Here is a 16,439-nt window from a genome sequence, read left to right as displayed (position 1 = left end):
CGCAAATTCGAAATCGGAGGGACAATTCATGAAGAAGTATCTTTTGGCGGCCGGCGTGCTTTGCGCTTTCGGCACCAGTGCCGCGCTCGCCCATATCACGCTCGAAACGCAGGAAGCGGCTGTCGGCTCGACCTACAAGGCGGTTTTTCGCGTGCCGCATGGCTGCGAGGGCAAGGCAACGACCGCGGTTCGCGTGCAGATCCCCGAAGGCGTCATCGCGGTGAAGCCGATGCCAAAGCCCGGCTGGACGCTGCAGATCAAGAAGGGCAAATACGAGAAATCCTACCAGCTCTATGGCGAGACGCTGAGCACCGGCGTGAAGGAAGTGGACTGGAGCGGCGGCAATTTGCCCGACGAATTCTATGACGAGTTCGTCTTCCGCGCTTCGCTGGCGGCCGATCTGCCGGCCGGCCAGATGCTCTATTTCCCGGTGGTGCAGGAATGCGGCGACGCCGCCGATCGCTGGATCGAGATCGCGGCGGTCGGCCAGGATGAGGACGCCCTGGAAACTCCGGCGCCCGGCATCAAGTTGCTGCCGAAGAAATGATCTTTTGTCGGCGCGCTCCATCGGGGCGCGCCAACAGTTCCTGTTAAGACGGCATGAACGCAGCGCAGCCTTCCTCGACGATCCGCCTGCACGCCGGCCCGCTTGCCTGGCTGGTCGCGGCGCTCATGGTTGCGGCGGTGTTGGCCATGCCCGGCCGCGCCCTCGCGCATGCGGCGCTGGTCGCGACCGACCCGACGGACGGCGCGGTGCTGACGCAAAGCCCGGCGCAGTTTTCGCTGACCTTCAGCGAGCCGGTATCGCCGCTGGTGCTGACACTTGTGCGGCCGGACGGCTCGCAGCTTGCGCTGACATCCTTCCGTCTCAAGGATCAGACCGTTGAGATCGACAATCCCGAAACGCTGAAATCCGGCACGCATGTGCTGAGCTGGCGGGTGGTGTCGGTCGACGGCCATCCGGTCGGCGGTTCGGCGCTGTTTTCCGTCGGCGCGCCAAGTGCCGCGCCGGTGGCGGGCGAAGCCGTCGACTGGACGCTGCGCGCGGCGATCTGGGCGGCCAAGCTATTTCTCTATGCCGGCCTCTTCCTTGGCGTCGGCGGCGCGTTCGCGCTCGCCTGGCTGGCCGGGGACCGACGCCGCGGTCAGCGCTTTATCGCCGGGGCACTGCTTTTCGGCCTCGTCGCGGCGCCCGTGTCGCTCGGCCTGCAAGGGCTGGACGGACTTGGCGCTCCGCTCGCGCGCTTTGCGGCGCCGACGGTCTGGAAGACTGCGCTGGAGACGAGCTACGTCTCGACGGTGCTGATCGGGCTGATCGCGCTTGGTCTCGCGCTGCTTTCGCTTGCCGGGCCGTCAGGCTTTCGCAAGCTGTCGGCGAGCGCAGCACTGCTCGGTGTCGGCGTCGCCCTCGCCGTGAGCGGCCACGCCAGCGCCGCCGAGCCGCAATGGCTGACGCGGCTACTGGTGTTCCTGCATGGCGCCGCAATCGCCTTCTGGGCCGGTTCGCTGGCGCCGCTCGGGCTCGCATTGCGGCGAGAGCCGGCGGAAGCAAAAGCCTTTCTGCGGCGCTTCTCCCGCGCGATCCTGCCTGTCGTCATCGTGCTTGCCGCCAGCGGCTTCGTGCTGGCGATCATCCAAGTGCAGCAGCCGGCGGCGTTGATCGACACGTCCTATGGCCGGCTGCTGCTCTTGAAGCTGGCGCTGCTGCTTTTTCTGTTCACGCTTGCTGCGGTCAATCGCTGGACGCTGACGGCGCCCGCCGCAGCCGGCGACACCGAGGTGCAGCGGCGGCTGGTGCGCTCGATCGGCATCGAGATACTGATCGTGCTCGCCATCTTCGGTGTCGCCGCCGGCTGGCGCTTCACCCCGCCGCCGCGCGCGCTGGCGATCGCCGCCGCCCAGCCGGCGTCGATCCACATCCATACTTTGAAGGCAATGGCGGATCTCAGCGTCACGCCCGGCCATGCGGGCGAGGTCGCCGCTTCGATCGTGATCATGACCGGCGATTTCGGACCGCTGGACGCCAAGGCGGTGACACTGGTGCTGTCGAAGCCAGATTCCGGCATCGAGCCGATCAAGCGACCGGCGACCAAGCCCGGAGACGGCACCTGGCGCGTCGACAATCTCGTCATTCCAATCTCCGGGCGCTGGAACGCTCGGTTGGATATCCTCGTTTCGGATTTCGAGATGGTGAAGATAGAGGCTCCCATAGAGATCAGGGCGCAATAGCCAACCCGCCGATGCAATTCGGCTAGGCGGTTGACGCCGCCGCCAAGGCCCGTCATTCATCTTGCGAAACAGTGGGCATCGCCCGAAACGCGGCCATAACAAGCATCCGGAAGCAGGGAAGAAACGATGGAAAAAGCCGAAATCGGCCTGATCGGCCTTGGCACGATGGGGTCCAACCTGGCGCTCAACATCGCCGAGCACGGGCACCGCATCGCCGTCTTCAACCGCACGCCGTCGCGCACCAACGCCTTCGTCGAGAGCGCCGGCCCGCTGAAGGATAGGGTCGTTCCCTGCTACAGCCTGGAGGAGCTTGCCGCTGCGATCCGGCCGCCGCGGCCGATCATCATCATGGTCCTGGCGGGCAAGCCGGTCGACGAGCAGATCGCGGCTCTTCGCGGCGTGCTCTCCGACAACGACATCGTCATCGACGCCGGCAACGCTAATTTCCGCGACACGATGCGCCGCTTCTCCGAACTGTCCGGATCGGGCCTGACCTTCATCGGCATGGGCGTGTCTGGCGGCGAGGAAGGCGCGCGCCACGGTCCTTCCATCATGGTGGGCGGCACCGAAGAGTCCTGGAAGCGTGTCGAGAAAGTGCTCACCGCGATCTCCGCCAAGTTCAAGGACGAGCCGTGCGCCGCCTGGCTGGGGCATGACGGTGCAGGCCATTTCGTCAAGACGATCCACAACGGCATCGAATATGCCGACATGCAGATGATCGCCGAGATCTATGGCATATTGCGCGACGGCCTCGGCATGGCGCCCAAAGAGATCGGCAAGGTCTTCGAGCAGTGGAACCAGGGCCGGCTCAACTCCTACCTGATCGAGATCACCGCCAAGGTGCTCGCCGCCGACGATCCGAAGACCGGCAAGCCGGTGGTCGACGTCATCCTCGACCGCGCCGGGCAGAAGGGCACCGGCAAATGGTCGGTCATCGAGGCGCAGCAGCTCGGTATTCCCGCAACGGCGATCGAGGCGGCGGTCGCGGCGCGCGTATTGTCCTCAATCAAGGACGAGCGGCAGGCGGCGGAAAAGGCCTATGGCAATATCGGCGTCGAAAAGATCTCCGGCGACAAGGCCGCGCTGCTCAAGGATCTGGAGCTCGCCTTGTTTGCCGGCAAGATCGCGGCTTACGCGCAGGGCTTCGCCGTGATGAGCGGCGCTTCGAAGGAGTTCAACTGGAATCTGCCGATGCCGACCATCGCCAAGATCTGGCGCGCCGGCTGCATCATCCGCTCGCAGATGCTGGACACGATGGCCGAGGCGTTCGGTTCTGGCAGCGCGTCCACCAGTCTCCTGATGGCCCCGGCCTTCATTGCCATGATGAAGGAGGCGCATCCGTCGCTCAGGCGCATCGTGGCGCGGGCTTCCGAGGCCGGATCGCCCGTGCCGGCGCTGTCCTCCGCGCTCGCCTATTTCGACAGCTACCGGCAGGGGCGAGGCACCTCGAACCTGATCCAGGCGCAGCGCGACTTCTTCGGCGCGCATGGCTTCGAGCGCATCGGGGAAGAGGGGGCGTTCCATGGCCCGTGGGGCAGCGGGGCTGCCTAGGTTTGGCCCAGACGGCTCTCCGATCGCCATCCTCGGGTCTGCGCGTCCGCTTCGCTCCCGCTCCGCCCGCGGATGACGAAGCTGAAGGGTTTCGGCCAATCTCCGACGTAGCCGCCTAACCCGGTGAAGGTCATTTAGTCAGAAACCAGAGCTAACCCCGATAAGGCAGAACCTCGCCCGGCTTGCTGAGCGATTGCAGCGAGCCCGGTTCCTTGCCGCCGATCCAGCCGAGCACGGCCCGGGCGAGCTCGGAGCCGGCCAGCCGGAAGTTCTCGTTGACGACGAGCAGCTCGCGCCGGAACAGATGCAGCAGTTCCGAGGACTGTTTCGAAACCACGTCGACATCGCGGCCGAGCTTCAGTCCGGCGTCCTCGATGCCGGCCACCACGGCGAGCGTCGCCGCGGCGGCGCTGCTGACGATGCCGTCCGGGCGATCGTCGCGGCGCATCAATTGCGCAGTGCGCATCCTGATCTGCTCGATCGTGTGGTCGATGGAGACGGTGTTGAACGGCACTTCGCTGGCGCTCACCTCGCTCAGCGCGTCTGCAAAGCCGTTCACCGTATGGCCGTAATAGGTGAGGCCGAGCGGCGGCGTCACAAGGGCCAGCCGGTTGCGGTCCCTGCCGGCGAGCGCGCGCACGGCTTCGCCGGCAAAGGCGTAATTGTCGAAGTCGTGATAGGGATGCACCAGCCCCATGTCCGTGCGGCCATGCGTGGCGAAGGGAATGCCGCGCTCCAGCATGTAGCGCGCCCGCGGATCGTTGGGCTGGGTGCGCGAGATGATGACGCCGTCGGCCGAGCCCGTCTCGACCAGATAGCGAACCGGGTCGAGCGGATCCTGCGAGCGCGAATAGGGCGTGACGATCAAATGGTAGGGCGTGTCGGCGATCACCTCGGTAACGCCGTAGATGATGTCGGAGACGAAGCTCATGATCTCGCGTTCGGTGTCAAGCACCAGGCTGATGACGTTCGTCTTGCCGGTCCTCAAGCGTACGCCGGCCCGGTTCGGCCGGTAGCCGATTTGCTTGGCGACGAGCTGGACCCGGCGCCTGGTCTCGGCACCGATCTCCGGCGCGTCCTTGAGCGCGCGTGACACGGTCGTGACGCCGAGCCCGGTCATGAAGGCAAGCGTCTTCAGCGTCGGCCGCTCCTTGCCCGACGTGTCGTCGTCCTTCTTCTTTACCCGTCTGTCCATTCGTCCCGCCCGTCAGGCGCATAGCAGCCGCGGGGCCGGCCGGCAATCGTGCGGTGTCGACTTTGCGCGACCTTCAGCTTGCGACTTGGTTCAATATACTGAAACGTTACAGATTGCCAATATTCGTGATTGACCGGCGAGGTCGGGGCCCCGCGTTCCGGGTTTGAGAGCGGTCGAAAGTCTCTGGAATCACAAGGAATATCGGCCCGGCATAATTTCGGCACGAAACTACCAGAGGAACGCCAGCACTGCTGCCTCGATCGGATGATTTTGTTCGCGACGCGAAAAAACCTCGCCCCGCTTTCAGGCGAGGGGTTGCCTAGACGGACCATTTGCCGTATCCAAAATCTGTAACGTTTCAGATTCTGGGAGGAAGCCGAAATGCGATACAAATTCCTGACTGCCGCCTTTGCCGCGACGGTTGCGCTCAACTTCGCCGGTCCGGCGGCCGCGACCGACCTGGAAGTCACCCATTGGTGGACTTCGGGCGGCGAGGCGGCGGCGGTGGCCGAGCTTGCCAAGGCGTTCGACGCGACGGGCAATCACTGGGTCGACGGCGCCATCGCCGGCTCCGGCGGCACGGCGCGGCCGATCATGATCAGCCGCATCACCGGCGGCGATCCGATGGGCGCCACCCAGTTCAACCACGGCCGCCAGGCGGAGGAGCTGGTGCAGGCGGGCCTGATGCGCGACCTCACCGACATCGCCACCAAGGACAAGTGGACGGAGATCGTGCGGCCGAAGAGCCTGCTCGATAGCTGCACCATCGACGGCAAGATCTATTGCGTGCCGGTCAACATCCACTCCTGGCAGTGGCTGTGGTTGTCCAACGAGGCCTTCCAGAAGGCTGGCCTGCCGATGCCGAAGGACTGGAACGAGTTCGTGGCCGACGCGCCGGCGCTGGAGAAGGCCGGCATCATTCCGCTCGCCGTCGGCGGGCAGCCCTGGCAGGCCTCGGGCGCCTTCGACGTGCTGATGGCCGCTGTCGGCGGCACCGACACCTTCCTCAAGGTCTATAAGGACAAGGACGCCACCTTCGCGGCCGGTCCGGAGATCGCCAAGGTGTTCAAGGCGGCGGACGACGCCCGCAAGATGGCCAAGAACACCAATGTGCAGGACTGGAACCAGGCGACCAACCTGGTCATCACCGGCAAGGCCGCCGGCCAGATCATGGGCGACTGGGCGCAGGGCGAGTTCCAGGTCGCCGGCAAGACCGCCGGCAAGGACTATACCTGCCTGCCTGGCCTCGGGCTCAACGAAGTCATCGCCACCGGCGGCGACGCTTTCTATTTCCCGCTGCTCAAGGACGAGGCGAAGGCCAAGGCGCAGGTGGTGCTCGCCGAAACCTTGCTCGACCCGAAGACCCAGGTCGCCTTCAACCTCAAGAAGGGGTCGCTACCGGTGCGCGGCGATGTCGACCTCAATACGGCGAACGACTGCATGAAGAAGGGCCTGGCCATTCTCGCCAAGGGCGCCGTCATGCCGTGGACGGACCAACTGCTTTCGCAGGACACCCAGAAGCAGAAGGAAGACCTGTTCTCTGAATTCTTCGCCAAGCCCGACATGAGCGTCGAAGAGGCGCAGAAGCGCTTCGCCGAGATCATCGGTTCGGCGGACTGACAACCGGCGCCCCCGCCGGCTCCCGGCCCCAGCCTATCGAGGGTCGGGAGCATGACGCCCTCATTGTCCCAGCGCGGCTGCCGAGATGAGCAACAGCGAACGCCCAAGCAAGCTTTTCCGGAACCTCAACGCCAAGGTCGCATCGATCCCGATGGTGCTCACCGCGCTCGTGGTGTTCGTCGGCGGCACGGCGTGGACGGTGCTCTATTCCTTCACCAATTCGAAGCTGTTGCCGCGGCTCAACTTCGTCGGGCTCGACCAATATCACCGGCTCTGGTCGACATCGCGCTGGCTGGTCTCGATCGAGAACCTTTTGATCTATGGCGCGATATCGCTGGTGTTCTCGCTGGTCATCGGCTTCCTGCTTGCCGCCCTTCTCGACCAGAAGATCCGCTTCGAGGACACGTTCCGCACGATCTTCCTCTATCCCTTCGCGCTGTCCTTCATCGTCACCGGGCTGGTCTGGCAATGGCTGCTCAATCCGGATTTCGGCGTACAGCGCGTCGTGCGCGACCTCGGCTGGACGAGCTTCAGCTTCGACCCGCTCTACAATTCCAGCATCGTCATATACGGCATCTCGATCGCCGCGCTCTGGCAAGGCACGGGGCTCATCATGTGCCTGATGCTCGCCGGCCTGCGCGGCATCGACGAAGATATCTGGAAGGCGGCGCGAGTGGACGGCATTCCCACTTGGAAGACCTATCTGTTCATCGTCATTCCGATGATGCGGCCGGTCTTCATCACCACGCTGGTGATCATCGCCGCCGGCATCGTCAAGGTCTACGACCTGGTCGTGGCGCAGACCAGCGGCGGCCCCGGCATCGCCTCCGAAGTGCCCGCCAAATATGTTTACGACTACATGTTCTTCGCCCAGAATCTCGGCCAGGGTTTCGCCGCCTCGACCATGATGCTGTTGTCGGTGGTGATCGTGATCGTGCCGTGGGCCTATCTCGAATTCGGAGGCACGAAGCGTGGTTGACGTCGCCTCCCTGTCCAGCGGCGCCGAAGCGCTCAGGCGCGATGCCGCCGGCCCGAGCGGGCCGAAGCCGCGGCATGTGCTGTCGCGCCGCAACATCTTTCTCTACGGCACGCTGATCGTCGTGGCGCTCTACTACCTTTTGCCTCTCTACGTGATGATCGTCACCTCGCTGAAGGGCATGCCGGAAATCCGCCTCGGCAACATCTTCTCGCCGCCGATGGAGATCACCTTCGAACCCTGGGTGAAAGCCTGGGCGAGCGCTTGCACCGGGCTCAACTGCGACGGACTCTCGCGCGGCTTCTGGAATTCGGTGCGCATTACCGTGCCGTCGGTGTTGCTCTCGATCGCGATCGCCTCGGTGAACGGCTACGCCCTGGCCAACTGGCGCTTCAAGGGTGCCGACACATTCTTCATCATCCTGATCGTCGGCGCCTTCATCCCCTACCAGGTGATGATCTATCCGATCGTCATCATCCTGCGCGAGATCGGCATCTACGGCACGCTGACCGGCCTGGTGATCGTGCATTCGATCTTCGGCATGCCGATCCTGACGCTTTTGTTCCGCAACTATTTCACCTCGATGCCGGAGGAACTATTCCGCGCCGCGCGCGTCGACGGCGCGGGTTTCTGGGGCATCTATCTGCGCATCATGCTGCCGATGTCGCTGCCGATCTTCGTCGTCGCCATCATCCTGCAGGTGACAGGCATCTGGAACGACTTCCTGTTCGGCGTCGTCTACACGCGCCCCGACACCTATCCGATGACGGTGCAGCTCAACAACATCGTCAACTCGGTGCAGGGCGTGAAGGAATACAACGTCAACATGGCCGCGACCATCCTGACAGGCCTTGTTCCGCTCATCGTCTATTTCGTTTCCGGCAAGCTCTTCGTGCGCGGCATCGCCGCCGGCGCGGTGAAAGGATGATGATGGCAGCGACCGGCAATCCCAGCGTTTCGATCCAGAACCTGTCGCTCAATTTCGGCGTGCTGCCGGTGCTCAAGACGCTCAATCTCGACGTTGCCGAGGGCGAGTTCGTCGTGCTGCTTGGACCGTCGGGCTGCGGCAAGTCGACCCTGCTCAACTGTATCGCCGGCCTGCTCGACATTTCCGACGGCCGCATCTTCATCAAGGGCAAGAACGTCACCTGGGAGGAGCCGAAGGACCGCGGCATCGGCATGGTGTTCCAGTCCTATGCGCTCTATCCGCAGATGACGGTGGAGCGGAACCTTTCCTTCGGCCTGCGCGTCGCCGGCGTGCCGAAGGACGAGATCGCCAAGCGCATCGCGCGCGCTGCCGAGATCCTGCAGATCGAGCCGCTGCTGCAGAGGAAGCCCTCGGCGCTGTCCGGCGGGCAGCGCCAGCGCGTGGCGATCGGGCGGGCGCTGGTGCGTGACGTCGACGTTTTTCTGTTCGACGAGCCGCTCTCCAACCTCGATGCCAAGCTGCGTTCGGAATTGCGCGTCGAGATCAAGCTTTTGCACCGCCGCTTGAAGAACACGATGATCTACGTCACCCACGACCAGATCGAGGCGATGACGCTGGCCGACCGCATCGCGGTGATGAAAGGCGGCGTCATCCAGCAGCTCGATGCCCCGCAGACCATCTACAACCGTCCGGTCAACCGCTTCGTCGCCGGCTTCCTCGGCTCGCCGGCGATGAACTTCGTCGAAGGCCGCCTGGAGCAGGCCGGCGGCGACTGGCACTTTGTCGTCGAGGACGTGCGCATCCCGCTTGCAACCTATGCCTTCGAGAAGGAGCCGGTGCCGGGGCCGGCCGTGTTCGGCATCCGGCCCGAGCATGTCGCCTTCAACAGCGGCACGGGCTGGCCCTTCACGGCGACGGCCAATGTCGAGGTCGTCGAGCCGATGGGTTCCGACACGCTGGTCTGGCTCAAACTCGGCCAGCAGAACTTCACCGTGCGCGTCACCTCCGAACGCACGCCGAAGAATGGCGATGCCGTCGGCATCGGCTTCGATCCGATGCGCGCCTCGCTCTTCGACGCTCAAACCGGCAACCGAATTTAACCTCCCAGGACCAACAGCACGGACAGGACAGATGAACTGGTCATTCCAACTCTACAGCGCCCGCAATTTCCAGCCATGGAACGGCGTGGTGAAAATGCTTGGGCAACTCGGCTATGCCCAAGTCGAGGGCTTCGGCGGCGTCTATGACGACCCGAAGGCATTCCGCGCCGAGCTTGACAAGAACGGGCTTGCGATGCCGACCGGGCATTTCTCGATCGACGCGCTGGAAAATGATTTCGACGGTGTACGCAAAATCGCCGACGCGCTCGGCATCACGCTCCTGGTTTGCCCCTATCTGATGCCCGATCAGCGCCCGTCCGACGCCGCCGGCTGGCGCGGCTTCGGTGAGCGTCTGGCCAAGGTCGGCGAGGTGGCGAAGAAGGCCGGCTACGGCTTTGCCTGGCACAATCACGATTTCGAGTTCAAGCCGCTCGCCGACGGCTCGCTGCCGCAGGACCATATCCTGTCCGCCGCACCCGATATCGGCTGGGAAATGGATGTCGCCTGGGTGGTGCGGGGCGGCGCCGATCCGCTGCCCTGGATCGAAAAACACGGCAAGCGCATCGTCGCCGTCCACGTCAAGGATATCGCCAAACCGGGCGAGGGGCTGGACGAGGACGGCTGGTCGGACGTCGGTCACGGCACGATCGACTGGGCGGGCCTGTTCAAGACATTGCGCGCTAGAATCGCGGCCCAGTATTTCGTCATGGAACAGGACAATCCCAACGACATCGAGCGCTTTGCCCGGCGCTCGATCGCGGCAGCCAAGAGCTGGCAGGAGTAATCGAAAATGGCAAGCAAACTTGGCGTGGGCGTCATCGGCTGCGGCAACATCTCGAAGGCGTATTTCTCGCTGGCGCCGCTGTTCCGCGGCATCAAGATGCGCGCCTGCGCGGATATCAACATGGAGGCCGCGAAGGCGCGCGCGAAGGAGTTTAAGCTGCGCGCCGAGACGGTCAACGACCTGCTCAGGGACGACGAGATCGACATCATCGTCAATCTGACGATTCCGGCCGTGCATTATGAAGTCTCAAAAGCTGTGCTCGACGCCGGCAAGCATGTCTATTCGGAAAAACCCTTCGTGCTGTCGATCGAGGAAGGGCTGGACCTGAAGAAGCGGGCCGAGAAGAAGGGCCTGCGCATCGGTTCGGCGCCGGATACCTTCCTCGGCGGCGCGCACCAGCTGGTGCGCGAGCTGATCGACGGCGGCAAGCTTGGCAAGATCACCAGCGGCACCTGCCATGTGATGGGCCATGGCATGGAGCACTGGCACCCCAATCCGGATTTCTTCTTCCAGCCGGGCGCCGGTCCGGTGCTGGACATCGGGCCGTATTATGTCACCAACCTGATCCAGCTGATCGGGCCGGTGAAACAGGTGGCGGCTTTCGCGACGACGCCGGCCAAGGAGCGCACGATCTCGTCGAAGCCGCGTGCGGGCGAAAAGATCCCGGTCAACACGCCGACCACGATCCATGCGCTGCTCGAATTCGCGAATGGCGCGGTGATCACGCTCAACACCTCCTGGGACGTCTGGAGCCATGGCCACGCGCCGATGGAGCTCTATGGCGAATTGGGCACCGTATTCGTGCCGGACCCGAACTTCTTCGGCGGCGAGGTGCGCTTCACCGATAGCGCCAAGCCGGTGAAGAAGCTGCCCAAATGGAACCATCCGTTCGGCGTGCCGAACGAAATGCATGGCCAAGGCATGATGGCCAATTACCGCACCGCCGGCCTGGCCGATATGGCGATCGCGATCGCCGAAGGGCGGCCGCACCGCTGCTCGATGGAACTGGCGCTGCATGCCGTCGATGTGATGACCGGCATCCTGCGCTCCGGCGAAAGCGGCAAATATGTCGCCATGCAGACGAGCTGCGAGCGGCCGGCCGCGCTCGGCGTCAAGGACGCGAAGGCGCTGCTGGCCAAGAAAAACTAGGTGGCAACCCCTCTCCCCGTTTCGGCGGGGAGAGGGTAAGGATGTGGGGCAAGCATCGATTCAATTCACCGTCGCGGCGACCGCCGCGCAGCTCGATCCCGAGGATTTCCCCATGCCCTATGTCGCCGCCGAGAACCGCTACGAGACGATGATCTACAACCGTTGCGGCCGGTCCGGCCTCAAGCTGCCGGCCATTTCGCTCGGGCTGTGGCACAATTTCGGCAACGACACGCCGCACCGGACCAAGCAGGCGATCGTGCGCAAAGCCTTCGACCTCGGCATCACGCATTTCGACCTCGCCAATAATTACGGCCCGCCGCCTGGCTCGGCGGAGACCGCGTTCGGCGAGATACTGCGCACCGATTTCGCCGCCTATCGCGATGAGCTGATCATCTCGACCAAGGCCGGCTACGAGATGTGGTCCGGCCCCTATGGCGAATGGGGCAGCCGCAAATATGTGCTGGCGAGCCTCGACCAGAGCCTCAAGCGCATGGGGCTCGATTATGTCGACATCTTCTATTCGCACCGTTTCGATCCCGAGACGCCGCTCGAGGAAACCATGGGCGCGCTCGACCATGCGGTGCGCTCGGGCAAGGCGCTCTATGCGGGCATCTCCTCCTACAATTCGCAGCGCACGCGGGAAGCGGCCGATATCCTTCGGCGGCTCGGCACGCCATGCCTGATCCACCAGCCGAGCTATTCCATGCTCAACCGCTGGGTCGAGGAGGACGGGCTGCTCGACACGCTGGAGGGGCTCGGCATCGGCTCGATCGTGTTCTCGCCGCTGGCGCAAGGCATGCTGACCGACAAATATCTCGGCGGCATCCCGGAAGGCAGCCGCGCGTCGCAAGGCAAGTCGCTCAAACCGGCTTTCATCAACGACAGGTCGATCGCCAACATCAAGGCGCTCAACGCCATTGCCGCCCGCCGCGGCCAGACGCTGGCGCAGATGGCGCTGGCCTGGGTGCTGCGCAAGGGCCGGGTGACGACGGCGCTGATCGGCGCCAGCCGGCCGGAACAGGTCGAGGATTGCGTTGGCGCGCTCAAGGCGCTCGAGTTCTCCGATGGCGAGCTCGCCGAGATCGACACTTACGCGCGCGAGTCGGACATCAATCTCTGGGCGGCTTCGGCCGAACGCAAGGGACCGCCGCGCAAGTAGCGGCTGCGCCAGGCAAGCCAACTGCGGAAACAGTGGCAAAAATGCGCGTTCGTCGCTATCTCATGAGCGGGAAGCGTTTCATGTGCGCAATCGGCACGCGAAGCGACGCGACAAGCGGAACGGAAATAGATGACGGCAAGAGATGCGCTGACCAAGAACCAGCTCTGCGTGCTCGAGAAGCTCGAGGCCTCCAGCGGCCCGCTCAGCGCCTATACGCTGCTCGACCAGCTGCGCGAGCGCGGTTTCCGGGCGCCGCTGCAGGTCTACCGGGCGCTCGATACGCTGGTGAAATCGGGCTTCGTGCATCGGCTGGAAAGCCTCAATTCCTTCGTCGCCTGCGCCGAGCCGCACGACCACAGCCATTCGATGACTGCCTTCGCGATCTGCGACAATTGCGGCCAGGTGACCGAGATGTCCGACCATGATGTCGACCATCGCCTCGACGAGTGGGTGCGCTCGACGGGTTTCGCGGCCAAGAAGGCGGTGATCGAGTTTCGGGGGGTTTGCGCGAAGTGCCGCGCCGAGGCGGCGTAAGTACGCCGATATTCAGGCGGGGGCCGGCCTGCAAATGGCGGCTTCCTGCGCTTCCGGTGTTCACGTACTTTATGTACGCTCCGCTCCGGTTCTCGGAATCCACCATTTTCGGCTCGGCCTGACCTGAATCTCGACGCACTTACGGGCGTAGTGCCGCTCAATGCGCCTCGTCCCAATTGTCCGCGGCGCGCGCGTCGACATGCAGCGGCACGGACATCGAGACCGCCGGCATCGGCGCACTCTCCATCACCTTGCGCACCACCGGGATCGTCGCTTCGACCTCGGCTTCCACGGTCTCGAAGATCAGTTCGTCGTGCACCTGCAACAGCATTTGGGCCGACAGCTTCGCCTTCTCCAACGCCTCCTCCATATGCACCATGGCGCGGCGGATGATGTCGGCGGCGGTGCCCTGGAGCCTGGCGTTGATCGAGGCGCGCTCGTTGAAGGCGCGGATCGACGGGTTGGAGGATCGTATCTCCGGATAGTGGATGCGGCGGCCGAAGATGGTTTCGACGAATCCGTTCTCCCGCGCATAGGCCTTGGTTTCCTCGATATAGTCGCGGATGCCGGGGAAGCGCTCGAAATAGCGCTTGATATAGGCGCTTGCCTCCTCGCGCGGGATCGACAGCTGGTTGGCGAGGCCGAAGGCCGAGATGCCGTAGATGATGCCGAAATTGATCGCCTTGGCGCGCCGGCGCACTTCCGAAGGCATGCCTTCGACCGGCACGTTGAACATTTCCGATGCGGTGATGGCGTGGATGTCGGCGCCGTCGGCGAAAGCCTGCTTGAGCTGCGGGATCTCGGCGACATGGGCGAGCACGCGCAGCTCGATCTGGCTGTAGTCGGCCGAGACCAGCTTGTGGCCTTTCTCCGCAATGAAGGCAGTCCTGATCTTGCGCCCTTCGGCCGTGCGCACCGGAATGTTCTGCAGATTGGGATCGGAGGACGACAGCCGCCCGGTCGTGGTCGCGGCAAGCGCATAGGAGGTGTGGACGCGGTTGGTGCCGGGGTTGATGAAGCCTGGCAGCGCGTCGGTATAGGTCGATTTCAGCTTGGTGAGCTGGCGCCAGTCGACGATCTTGCGCGGCAGCTCGTGGCCTTCGGCGGCGAGATCCTCCAGAAGCTGGGCCGAGGTCGACCACTGGCCGGTCTTGGTCTTTGAGCCGCCTGGCAGGCCCATCTTGCCGAACAAGATGTCGCCGAGCTGCTTCGGCGAGCCGATGTTGATGCGCTCGCCGACGATCCCATAGATCTCTTCCTCGACGCGGGCAGCACCCTGCGCCAGCTCGCCGGAGAGCCGCGACAGGATCTGGCGGTCGACCGAGATGCCGCGCTGCTCCATGCGCGCGAGCACCGGGACCAGCGGCCGTTCCAGCCGCTCATAGACGGAAACGAGGCCCTTGGCGGCCAGCCTCGGCTTCAGCACCTGCCAGAGCCGGAGCGCCAGGTCGGCCTGCTCGCCGGCATAGGCGGTCGAGCGCTCGATATCGACCTGATCGAAGCCGATGGCGCTCTTGCCCGACCCGGCAAGCTCCTTTTTCGTCGCCGGCGCGTGGCCCAGCCACTTCTCCGACAGGGAGGCGAGGTCGTGGCCGCCGGACGTGCCCGCGTCGAGCACATAGGAGATCAGCATGGTATCGTCGAACGGGGCGACCTCGATGCCGTGCCGGCTCATCACGACGATGTCGTATTTCATGTCCTGCACGATCTTCAGGACCGACCGATCCTCGAGCAGCGGCTTCAGCAGCGCCAGCGCCTTGCGGACCGGGATCTGGTTTTCCAGAAGGCCGCCGCCAAGCAGGTCGCCATTGCCGTTTCTGTGGGCGAGCGGCACATAGATGGCGCGGCCGGGCGCGACCGCCATGGACAGGCCAATGAGATCGGCCTGCATCGGGTCGGACGAGGTGGTCTCGGCGTCGAAAGCAAGGATGCCGGCGTCGCGGGCTTCGGCTATCCAGGCCTCGAGCGCGGCCATATCGCGAATGGCGCTATAGGCCGAAGGGTCGACCTTGCGCGCCGACGCCTGCTCCAGCCGCAGCGCCGAGAGCAGCGATGGCGTGTCGCCTTGCGGCGGCGCATCCTCGCCCCTGACCGGCGCAGCCGGCTTGGCGGCCTCGCTCGGCGCGGCGGCCTGTCGCGGCGCCGGCGGCGCGCCGGCGCCGACATCGGGGCCATGCGCGGTATCGGCGCGCTCGATGGTCACGGCGGAGGCCTGGACGTCGCCGACCTCGGTCGCGGTCGCTTCGGCGACGCGTCGCGTCAGCGTGGTGAATTCCATCGTCTTGAGGAAGCCGATCAGCTTCGGGCCGTCAGGCGCATGCAACACGAGGTCGTCCAGGCCTTCCTTCAACGGCACGTCGTTCTTCAGCGTCACCAGCTCGCGCGAAATGCGCGCCTTGTCGGCATTGGCGATGATGGTCTCGCGACGCTTTTCCTGCTTGATCTCGGAAGCGCGCGCGAGCAGCCCGTCAAGGTCGCCGAACTGTTCCAGAAGCTGCGCTGCGGTCTTCGGGCCGATGCCCGGCACGCCCGGCACATTGTCGACCGAGTCGCCGGTGAGCGCCTGCAGGTCGATCATCTTTTCTGGCGGCACGCCCCATTTCTCGATCACCTCGGGAATGCCGATCTGCCGGTCCTTCATCGGATCGTACATGCCGACCGTGGGGCCGACCAGCTGCATCAAATCCTTGTCGGAGGAGACGATGGTGGTGTCGGCGCCGACTTCGCAGGCCAGCCGGCAATAGGTGGCGATGATGTCGTCGGCCTCGAAACCTTCCATCTCGATGCAGGGCAGGTTGAAGGCGGCGGTCGCCTGGCGGATCAGGCCGAATTGCGGGATCAGGTCTTCCGGCGGTGCCGAACGGTTCGCCTTGTATTCGGGATAGAGATCGCTGCGGAAGGTCTTCGAGGAATAGTCGAAGATGACGGCGAAATGCGTCGGCACGACACCTACATTGGTGTTGCGCGCGTCCTGCATCAGCTTCCATACCATGTTGCAGAAGCCGAGCACGGCGCTGGTCGGCAGGCCGTCGGATTTGCGATTGAGCGGCGGCAGCGCGTGATAGGCGCGGAAAATGTAGCCGGAGCCGTCGACGAGAAAGAGGTGATCGCCTTTTTTCATGCCGGCAGGGATAGCGCGGCCGGGCCTCGCGGTCCATGCCAAAGGCTGTGGAACCCACCGGTTCGGGCAACACCCCTGACAGATCCTGTCCGG

The 16,439-nt window shown here is 64.4% G+C and carries 13 protein-coding genes; 11 read left to right on the top strand and 2 right to left on the bottom strand.

The window, feature by feature from the left end; translation table 11 throughout:
- Positions 1 to 28: 28 nt before the first annotated feature.
- The 3 genes from ACVMIM_RS31920 (at position 29) to gndA (ending at position 3,780) form a co-directional block, all read left to right on the top strand.
- The gene (locus ACVMIM_RS31920; protein ID WP_476116902.1) at positions 29 to 547 is read left to right on the top strand and encodes a YcnI family copper-binding membrane protein; all 519 of its coding nucleotides are present in this window, start codon (positions 29 to 31) and stop codon (positions 545 to 547) included.
- 53 nt (positions 548 to 600) lie between these two features.
- Positions 601 to 2,229 (top strand): copper resistance CopC/CopD family protein, encoded by a 1,629-nt coding sequence (locus tag ACVMIM_RS31915; RefSeq protein ID WP_476116900.1) that lies wholly within the window; start codon positions 601 to 603, stop codon positions 2,227 to 2,229.
- A gap of 126 nt (positions 2,230 to 2,355) precedes the next feature.
- Positions 2,356 to 3,780: an NADP-dependent phosphogluconate dehydrogenase gene (gene gndA / locus ACVMIM_RS31910; RefSeq protein WP_476116898.1), complete on the top strand. Its 1,425-nt coding sequence runs from the start codon at positions 2,356 to 2,358 to the stop codon at positions 3,778 to 3,780.
- A 151-nt stretch (positions 3,781 to 3,931) separates the two neighbouring features.
- On the opposite strand, the gene ACVMIM_RS31905 is transcribed toward gndA, so the two are convergent.
- Entirely contained in the window at positions 3,932 to 4,975 is a 1,044-nt protein-coding gene (locus ACVMIM_RS31905; RefSeq protein WP_476116897.1) for a LacI family transcriptional regulator, read from the bottom strand.
- A 381-nt stretch (positions 4,976 to 5,356) separates the two neighbouring features.
- On the opposite strand from ACVMIM_RS31905, the gene ACVMIM_RS31900 reads away from it, so the two are divergent.
- The 8 genes from ACVMIM_RS31900 to ACVMIM_RS31865 all read left to right on the top strand — a co-directional run bounded on the left by ACVMIM_RS31900 (position 5,357) and on the right by ACVMIM_RS31865 (position 13,225).
- Complete coding sequence (locus ACVMIM_RS31900) at positions 5,357 to 6,595, top strand: ABC transporter substrate-binding protein (RefSeq protein ID WP_041003629.1); 1,239 nt, start codon at positions 5,357 to 5,359, stop codon at positions 6,593 to 6,595.
- Between the two features lie 85 nt (positions 6,596 to 6,680).
- Positions 6,681 to 7,574, top strand: coding sequence for a carbohydrate ABC transporter permease (locus ACVMIM_RS31895; RefSeq protein WP_278051791.1), 894 nt, complete (start codon positions 6,681 to 6,683; stop codon positions 7,572 to 7,574).
- On the top strand, positions 7,567 to 8,499 hold the full coding sequence (locus ACVMIM_RS31890; RefSeq protein ID WP_278051792.1) for a carbohydrate ABC transporter permease: 933 nt from the start codon (positions 7,567 to 7,569) through the stop codon (positions 8,497 to 8,499). The genes ACVMIM_RS31895 and ACVMIM_RS31890 overlap by 8 nt, the downstream gene beginning before the upstream one ends.
- 2 nt (positions 8,500 to 8,501) lie before the next feature.
- On the top strand, positions 8,502 to 9,599 hold the full coding sequence (locus ACVMIM_RS31885; protein WP_476117445.1) for an ABC transporter ATP-binding protein: 1,098 nt from the start codon (positions 8,502 to 8,504) through the stop codon (positions 9,597 to 9,599).
- Between the two features lie 31 nt (positions 9,600 to 9,630).
- Positions 9,631 to 10,383 (top strand): sugar phosphate isomerase/epimerase family protein, encoded by a 753-nt coding sequence (locus tag ACVMIM_RS31880; protein ID WP_476116894.1) that lies wholly within the window; start codon positions 9,631 to 9,633, stop codon positions 10,381 to 10,383.
- Between the two features lie 6 nt (positions 10,384 to 10,389).
- Positions 10,390 to 11,532 carry a Gfo/Idh/MocA family protein gene (locus tag ACVMIM_RS31875; RefSeq protein WP_041003620.1) on the top strand — a complete coding sequence of 381 codons (1,143 nt, stop codon included), beginning with the start codon at positions 10,390 to 10,392 and terminating at the stop codon, positions 11,530 to 11,532.
- Between the two features lie 112 nt (positions 11,533 to 11,644).
- On the top strand, positions 11,645 to 12,691 hold the full coding sequence (gene mgrA, locus ACVMIM_RS31870; protein WP_476117443.1) for an L-glyceraldehyde 3-phosphate reductase: 1,047 nt from the start codon (positions 11,645 to 11,647) through the stop codon (positions 12,689 to 12,691).
- A gap of 129 nt (positions 12,692 to 12,820) precedes the next feature.
- Positions 12,821 to 13,225 (top strand): Fur family transcriptional regulator, encoded by a 405-nt coding sequence (locus ACVMIM_RS31865; protein WP_041003614.1) that lies wholly within the window; start codon positions 12,821 to 12,823, stop codon positions 13,223 to 13,225.
- 157 nt (positions 13,226 to 13,382) lie between these two features.
- Here the strand turns inward: ACVMIM_RS31865 and polA are convergent, their stop codons facing one another.
- Complete coding sequence (gene polA, locus ACVMIM_RS31860) at positions 13,383 to 16,346, bottom strand: DNA polymerase I (protein ID WP_476116891.1); 2,964 nt, start codon at positions 16,344 to 16,346, stop codon at positions 13,383 to 13,385.
- Between the last annotated feature and the right edge of the window lie 93 nt (positions 16,347 to 16,439).

The organism is Mesorhizobium sp. USDA 4413 (assembly GCF_056280365.1).
This window is presented reverse-complemented; position numbering and strand designations above follow the sequence as displayed.